The following is a 7,071-nucleotide window of genomic DNA, read 5'->3' as shown; positions in this document are numbered from 1 at the left end:
AACCTACTCCAGCGTCTTCCCGAGCCGAGCGGCGGACTCCTGGTACTCGCTGACCAGGTCGGCGATCAGTTCCGCGATCGGGGTTGGTCGGCAGCGGGGTGGGTGGTCAGGCGTACGTGCGGCCGTGGCGGGTCCAGGTTGCAGGTGAGTCGGATTCGCGGAGAGTGCGTTTGAGCGTCTTGAATGTGGCCGTCTCGGGTAATTCGTCGACGATGCGCACCCGGTGGGGCCACTGTTTGGGGCCGAGGTCGCTCTGGGCAGCGAGGAAGTCGCTGAACTCTGACGGTTCGAGGGTCGGAGCAACCAGGACAGCTTCGATCTCGTCGCCGATCTCGACGGGCACTCCGTACACGGCGACCTGTTCGATTCGGTGGTGGCGCAGTAGGATTCGCTCGATCGGGCCGGCGCCGAGGTTCTCGCCGTCGACGCGCATCCACTCGCCGAGGCGTCCGGCGAAGTGTATGTAGCCTGCATCGTCGACCCAGCCGAGGTCGCCGGTGTGATAGATCCCGCCGCGCATGCGCTCCGCAGTCGCGGCGGGGTCGCCGTAGTAGCCGCTGAAAAGTCCTGGGCCAGAGGTGTTCACGATCTCGCCGATTTCACCAGGCGGTGCCGGCTCCCCGGTTTCCGGATCGACTATGGCTGTCGGTGAGCGCAGAGGTCCGAGTGCGTCGTCGGGAGCATCGGGTGTTCGGGTGATGGCGGTACCGCCCTCGGTAGAACCGAAACCGTCGACGACGCTGCAGCCGAATCGGGTGGCGAAGCGTCGTCGATCGCGTGCCGACGCCTCGTTGCCGTAGACGATCCGCAGTGGGTTCTCGGCGTCGTCGGGCTTCTCAGGTGTCGCCAGGATGTAGTTGAGTGGCTTGCCGACGTAGTTGGCGTAGGTGATGCCGTAGCGACGAACGTCGGGCAGGAAGGCGCTCGCAGAGAACTTGCGCCGCAACGTGATCGACGCTGCGCCAGCGACCGCGACGGACCAGCCGGCGATGGTGGCGTTGGAGTGGAACATCGGCATCGAGAGGTAGACGTTGTCGGTTGGGCCGATGTCGAAACGTTCGGCGAGCATCGTGCCGCTTGCAGCGAAGGTGCGATGGGTGCAGCGAACCGCCTTCGGCTCGCCGGTGGTACCGGAGGTGAAGATGAGCATCAGGAGATCGTCGTCGGCGCAATCGGGGAACTCGACGAGTGTATCGACATGGGGTGCAAGTAGTTTCGGCCACTCGTCTGAGTCGACGTCGATTGTTCGCGCGCCGACGTCGACGTCGCCGAGGAGGTGGCGGGTGTCGGAGTTGGTGAGTACCAGATCGCAGTCGGCTGTAGCGATGTCGGCGGCGAGGGCGGCGCCGCGTCGAGTGGTGTTGAGTCCGACGACGACGAACTCGCCAAGCGCCGCCGCAGCGATCAGATAGCTGAACTCCGCGACGTTGCTCATCAGCACGCCGACGTGGGGCGGTCGGCCGTCGGTCAACAGATCGTTGACCGTGGCCGCGCGCTGCGCCGAGCGTCGCAGATGCTCACTCCACGTGACGAATTCGTCGTCGACGTAGAGTCCGCGGTCGGTGACGTCTGCCAGTTTCGACAGAAGGTCGGTGACGGTCACGACGGTGTGATCGTCATGCAGGCTCGGCCGCGAGCGCGTCGCCGAGCCGTCGGAGCGCCGTGCTTGCAGATCCGAGAGTGAACTCGTTCTGCTTGGCGCGCAGGAAGTATCGATGCGTGGGATGGCTCGTATCCAAGCCGACGCCGCCGTGGACGTGGACGGCCGTGTGCGCAACTCGATGCCCCGACTCCGCTGCCCAGAACTTTGCGGTTGCGATTGCGGCGGAAACGTCTGCGCTGCCGGTGGTTTCGGAGTCGCTGGACGAACCGGCGTCGGACTGCGCGAGGAGCCACGAGGCCTGAGTGGTGGTCAGCGACAGCGCCGAGACGTCGATGTAGCCATCCGCGAGGCGCTGCGCGACGGCCTGGAAGGAGCCGATCGGCCGCCCGAATTGCTCACGCTCGCGGGCGTAGCGAGCAGTGGCGTCCAACGCGGCGGCAAGTACACCCGACTGCTCGGCACAGACCGCGAGGGTGAGGCGATCGACGAGATCGGATACGACGTCGACGCCGTGCAGGACATGGGCGTCGTCGAGTGCGACGTCGGAGATGTCGACGTGATAGGTCGGGGTGAGTCCCGTTGTGCGGGTTTCGGTGATCGTGATGCCGGTGGCGGAGGCATCGACGACCGCGACGGCGAGCGAATCTGCAGCACTGGCCGTGACGAGCAGCAGCCCTGCCGCTGCGGCGTAGCCGACGTTGACCTTGCTGCCGCGCAACACATATCCCTTGTCGGTTTTGGTCAGAGTGGTTGTGGGCGAGAGCGCGTCGTCGCCGAGATCCTCTTCGACCGCGGCTGTTGCGATGAGTGTGCCGTCGGCGAGGCGGGGTAGTAGGTCTTTTGCGAGGGTCGTGGTGGCGTGTCGGGCGAGGATAGGGCCGGCCGCGATGGCGTGCTGTCCGAAGGGGACACGGGCGAGGTGCGTGCCGAGTTGCTCTGCAACGGTGGTGTTCTCGACGGTCGAGAGTTCGCCTGCGACGTCGCCCGCGAGGGTTTCGGGGAGTTCGAGGGCGAGCAGGCCTGCGGCCGCGAGCTCACGCCAGAGCTGGTCGTCGAGCGGCGCCGACGAGGCCTCGAGCGCCGCGACGCGTTCGTCGGTGCTGATCTTGGTCGCGATGTCGGCCGCGAGATCGCGCACCGCCGTTGCGGTCTCGGGGAGAGTGAAGTCCATTGCGGGTGCTCCTCGGTGGGTGGGTGATCTCGACAAGCTCGATCAGCGGGGTTGGTGCTCGGTCGGCGGGGTGATCTCGACAAGCTCGATCATCGGGTGCGGGCTCGATCATCGGACGGAAGCTCGGTCGGCGGGTCGATTAGCGGCGGGCGGGCGGCAGGCCGAGGGCCAGCATGCCGATGATGTCGCGCTGGATTTCGTTGGTGCCGCCGCCGAAGGTGAGGATCAGCGACGTCCGCTGGTAGCGCTCGAGGCGGCCGTGGAGTAGGGCGCCGGGTGAGTCCTGCCTCAGCGTCGCGGCAGGGCCGACGACCTCCATCAGCAAACGGTAAGCCTCAGTGGCGAATTCGGTGCCGAAGACCTTGGTGGCAGAGGCGTCGGCAGGACTCGGTGATCCGCCGGAGGCCGCCGCGGAGGCGATCTTCCAGTTGATCAGCTTCAGGTACTCGACCTTCGCGTGTACCCGCGCGAGGTTGGTGCGCACCCACGGTGCGTCGATGACCCGCTGGCCGTCGCCGGTCTTGTGTTGCTGTGCCCAGGCGACGGTTTCGCGAAGCGCGGTCTGTACGGGGGCGGCGCTGCACAGCGCGACCCGCTCGTGGTTGAGCTGATTGGTCACCAGCGGCCAGCCGCCACCCTCTTCGCCGACTCGCGCGCTCACCGGCACCCGGACGTCGGAGTAGTAGGTGGCCGATGTGTCGACGCCGGACATCGTGTGGACCGGGGTGTAGTCGAAGCCGGCGCTGTCGGTCGGGACGATGAGCATCGAGATGCCCTTGTGTTTCTTCCCGCCGGGCTCGAGGGTCGACGGGTCGGTGCGGCACGCGAGCCAGATGTAGTCGGCGTATGCGACCAGCGACGTCCACATCTTCTGCCCGTTGATCACGTACTCGTCGCCGTCGCGCACGGCGGTCGTGCGTAGAGCCGCGAGATCGGTGCCTGCCTCAGGCTCGGAGTATCCGATCGAGAAGTGCAGTTCGCCCGCCGCGATCTTGGGCAGGAAGAAGGCCTTCTGCTCGTCGGTGCCGTAGTTCATGATCGTCGGCGCAACGGAGTTGATGGTCAGGAACGGGACGGGCGCGCCCGCGATCGCGGCCTCGTCGGTGAAGATCAACTGGTCCATCATCGAACGGTTCTGGCCGCCGAACTCGGTCGGCCAGCCGAGCGCGAGCCAGCCGTCAGAGCCCATCTGCGCCACGACGTCGCGGTACGCGTCGCCCTCGCCGAGTTCGCCGTCACCGCCCGTGAGTGCGGCGCGTCGTTCGTCTGTCATCAGTCCTGCGAAATACGACCGCAGCTCGCGACGAAGATCGGCCTGTTGCTCTGTGTACGCGATGCGCATGTTCGACCCCTGTGCTTTCGGTGGGTACTCGCCAACTTCTGAAACACGTTCTAACCTGTATCCACCCAGCCGTCAACCAGCGGACCTGACAACGAAGAGGGGTACTGATGCGAATCAAGGCGGATTTCGACCTATGTGAGGCCAACGGTGTGTGCGTCGGATTCGCACCCGAGTTCTTCGACCTCGATGACGACGACTACCTGGTGATTCTGTCCGACGAGGTGCCCGACGAGAAGGTCGACGAGGTGCGTCGGGCAGTGGCCGGATGTCCGAAGTCGGCACTGCGGCTCGAGTGAATTCGACGAGTGGTTTCGGGGGTTCTGTTCCGGCGCGCAGGGAGCGCATGTTAGAACAGGTTCTAGTAATCGAAAGGGGTTCGTGATGGTGCAGTCACTTGACGATCGGGTCGCCGTGGTCACCGGCGCCGGTGCGGGTCTCGGCAGGGCCGAGGCGATCGGGCTCGCCACGGCGGGTGCGACGGTGATCGTCAACGACCTCGCGAACGCGCTCGACGCCAGCGACACGATCGAGACCATCACCGGCGCGGGCGGCCGAGCGGTGCCCGTCGCAGGCGACATCTCCGACTCCGGCGTCGCGGCCGAGATCATGCGCGTTGCCACCGAAGACCTCGGCCGACTCGACGTCGTGGTCAGCAACGCGGGCGTCGTCCGCGACAAGATGCTGTTCAACATGACCGACGACGAGTGGGATCTGGTGATCCGGGTCCATCTCCGGGGACACTTCCTGCTCAACCGCAATGCGGGCGCCTACTGGCGCAACGAGTCGAAGAAGGCGGGCGGACCCGTCTACGGGCGCCTGATCAACACCTCGTCGGAAGCCGGTCTGCTGGGCCCCGAGGGGCAGGCGAACTACGCCGCGGCCAAGGCCGGGATCACCGCGCTCACCCTCTCCTCGTCGCGCGCGCTCAAGCGCTACGGCGTGCGTGCGAACGCGATCTGCCCACGCGCGCGGACTGCGATGACCGCCGCGGTATTCGGTGATGCACCCGCCGATGGCGTCGACCCGCTGTCGCCCGAGCACGTCGTGCGGCTCGTGAATTTTCTGGCGTCGCCCGACTCCGACGACGTGACCGGACAGGTCTTCGTCGTCTATGGTCCGCGCGTTACCCTGATGGCCGCGCCGACCGTCGACGAGGTCTTCGAGGCAGAGAGTGGCACCTGGGATTCCGACGATCTCGCGAAGACGCTCACGTCGTATTTTGCCGAGCGCGATCCGTCGAAAACCTTCACGGCGCGTGGGCTGGTCAACTGACCCACTTCTGTGTGTTTTGCGTGCTAGGTTGCTTGGAAACCGGGGAAGAGGAGCAGACGTTTGTCGCGCAGGCTTGACGCGCCGCTGGAACAGGTCGGCGACTTCGTTGCCCTAGGTGTCGATTCATTCCGCGAGCTGTTTCATCGTCCTTTTCAGTGGCGGGAGACGGTCGAGCAATCGTGGGCTATCGCGCGTGTTTCGATGATGCCGACGCTGCTCGTGGCGATCCCCTTCACCGTGCTCGTCAGCTTCACGCTCAACATCCTGCTGCGCGAGATCGGTGCGCAAGACCTGTCGGGAGCAGGCGCAGCGCTCGGCACGATCACGCAGATCGGTCCCATCGTCACGGTGCTCATCGTCGCCGGAGCGGGCGCCACGGCAATCTGCGCCGACCTCGGCGCACGGACGATCCGTGAGGAAATCGACGCGATGGAGGTGCTCGGGATCAACCCGGTGCACCGACTGGTGGTTCCCCGCGTGATCGCCTCGACCGGCGTGGCGCTGTTGCTCAACAGCCTTGTGTGCACGATCGGTATCGGCGGCGGATTCTTGTTCTCGGTCTATCTGCAGGACGTCAATCCGGGTGCGTTCCTCGCCAGCCTCACGCTGCTCACCGGCTTCGGTGAGCTGATGATCTCAATGGTCAAAGCGGCGCTGTTCGGGCTGTTCGCGGGATTGGTCGGCTGCTATCAGGGACTCAACGTCAAGGGTGGGGCCAAGGGCGTCGGCGACGCGGTGAACGAGACCGTCGTCTACTCCTTCATGGCGCTGTTCGTCGTCAACGTCGTGGTGACCGCGGTCGGCGTGAAGGCGACGGCGGGCTGAGAAATGGTCCTTCCTTTCACGACGCGGCTCCAGACCGCCAGAGTCGCGATCAAACGCGCGGGCGACGACTGGAACCAGATCGGCGATCAGGCGCTCTTCTATTGGGACAGCCTGATTGCGATCCCGCGAGCGGTACGCCAGTACAAGAAGGAGACGCTCCGGCTGATCGCGGAGATCTCCATGGGTTCTGGTGCGCTGGCGATGATCGGCGGGACCGTCGTCGTGGTCGGATTCCTGACGTTGTTCACGGGCGGCACCATCGCGGTTCAGGGCTATAGCTCGCTGGCCAACATCGGTGTCGAGGCACTGACGGGATTCTTCTCGGCGTTCATCAACGTCCGCATCGCGGTTCCGGTGATCGCGGGTATCGCGCTTGCCGCGACGATCGGCGCGGGAGCGACAGCACAGTTGGGTGCCATGCGCGTCAGCGAGGAGATCGACGCACTGGAGACCATGGCGATCTCGTCGATTCCGTACCTGGTCAGCACGCGCATCGTGGCGGGCATGATCGCGATCATCCCGCTCTACTCGCTGGCCTCCCTCGCCGCCTTCGTCGCCAGCCGATTCGCAACGGTCGTGCTCTACGGGCAGTCGTCGGGTGTGTACGACCACTACTTCAATACGTTCCTGATCCCGTCGGACATCCTCTGGTCGTTCGTGCAAGCCATCTGTATGGCCATCGCGGTGATGCTGATCCACACCTACTACGGCTACAACGCCGACGGCGGTCCGGTCGGCGTGGGCGTCGCGGTCGGCAACGCGGTGCGCGCGTCGCTGGTGGTTGTCGTCGTCATCACTCTGCTCACCTCGCTCGCCATCTACGGCGCCGACGGCAAGTTCAACCTGGCGGGCTGATCA

The 7,071-nt window shown here is 65.5% G+C and carries 7 protein-coding genes; 4 read left to right on the top strand and 3 right to left on the bottom strand.

Translation table 11 applies throughout. The features are described 5' to 3' along the window. Nucleotides 1–106 precede the first annotated feature (106 nt). The 3 genes from A5785_RS11840 to A5785_RS11830 form a co-directional block, all read right to left on the bottom strand. Nucleotides 107–1,603 carry a long-chain-fatty-acid--CoA ligase gene (locus A5785_RS11840; protein WP_064866604.1) on the bottom strand — a complete coding sequence of 499 codons (1,497 nt, stop codon included), beginning with the start codon at nt 1,601–1,603 and terminating at the stop codon, nt 107–109. 13 nt (nt 1,604–1,616) lie between these two features. Next, the gene (locus tag A5785_RS11835; RefSeq protein ID WP_064866602.1) at nt 1,617–2,774 is read right to left on the bottom strand and encodes an acyl-CoA dehydrogenase family protein; all 1,158 of its coding nucleotides are present in this window, start codon (nt 2,772–2,774) and stop codon (nt 1,617–1,619) included. Between the two features lie 139 nt (nt 2,775–2,913). Further along, nucleotides 2,914–4,116 carry an acyl-CoA dehydrogenase family protein gene (locus A5785_RS11830; protein ID WP_049699891.1) on the bottom strand — a complete coding sequence of 401 codons (1,203 nt, stop codon included), beginning with the start codon at nt 4,114–4,116 and terminating at the stop codon, nt 2,914–2,916. Between the two features lie 107 nt (nt 4,117–4,223). Here A5785_RS11830 and A5785_RS11825 point away from each other — a divergent pair, with 107 nt between their 5' ends. The 4 genes from A5785_RS11825 (at nt 4,224) to A5785_RS11810 (ending at nt 7,068) form a co-directional block, all read left to right on the top strand. Beyond that, nucleotides 4,224–4,412 carry a ferredoxin gene (locus tag A5785_RS11825; protein WP_005204755.1) on the top strand — a complete coding sequence of 63 codons (189 nt, stop codon included), beginning with the start codon at nt 4,224–4,226 and terminating at the stop codon, nt 4,410–4,412. An 85-nt stretch (nt 4,413–4,497) separates the two neighbouring features. After that, nucleotides 4,498–5,388 carry a 3-oxoacyl-ACP reductase gene (locus tag A5785_RS11820; RefSeq protein ID WP_049699890.1) on the top strand — a complete coding sequence of 297 codons (891 nt, stop codon included), beginning with the start codon at nt 4,498–4,500 and terminating at the stop codon, nt 5,386–5,388. A 60-nt stretch (nt 5,389–5,448) separates the two neighbouring features. After that, complete coding sequence (locus A5785_RS11815; RefSeq protein ID WP_005204758.1) at nt 5,449–6,213, top strand: MlaE family ABC transporter permease; 765 nt, start codon at nt 5,449–5,451, stop codon at nt 6,211–6,213. 3 nt (nt 6,214–6,216) lie between these two features. Beyond that, complete coding sequence (locus A5785_RS11810) at nt 6,217–7,068, top strand: MlaE family ABC transporter permease (protein ID WP_005204760.1); 852 nt, start codon at nt 6,217–6,219, stop codon at nt 7,066–7,068. The last annotated feature ends 3 nt before the right edge of the window (nt 7,069–7,071 follow it).

The sequence above is a fragment of the Gordonia sp. 852002-50395_SCH5434458 genome, from assembly GCF_001665905.1.
GTDB lineage: Bacteria > Actinomycetota > Actinomycetes > Mycobacteriales > Mycobacteriaceae > Gordonia > Gordonia jacobaea.
This window is presented reverse-complemented; position numbering and strand designations above follow the sequence as displayed.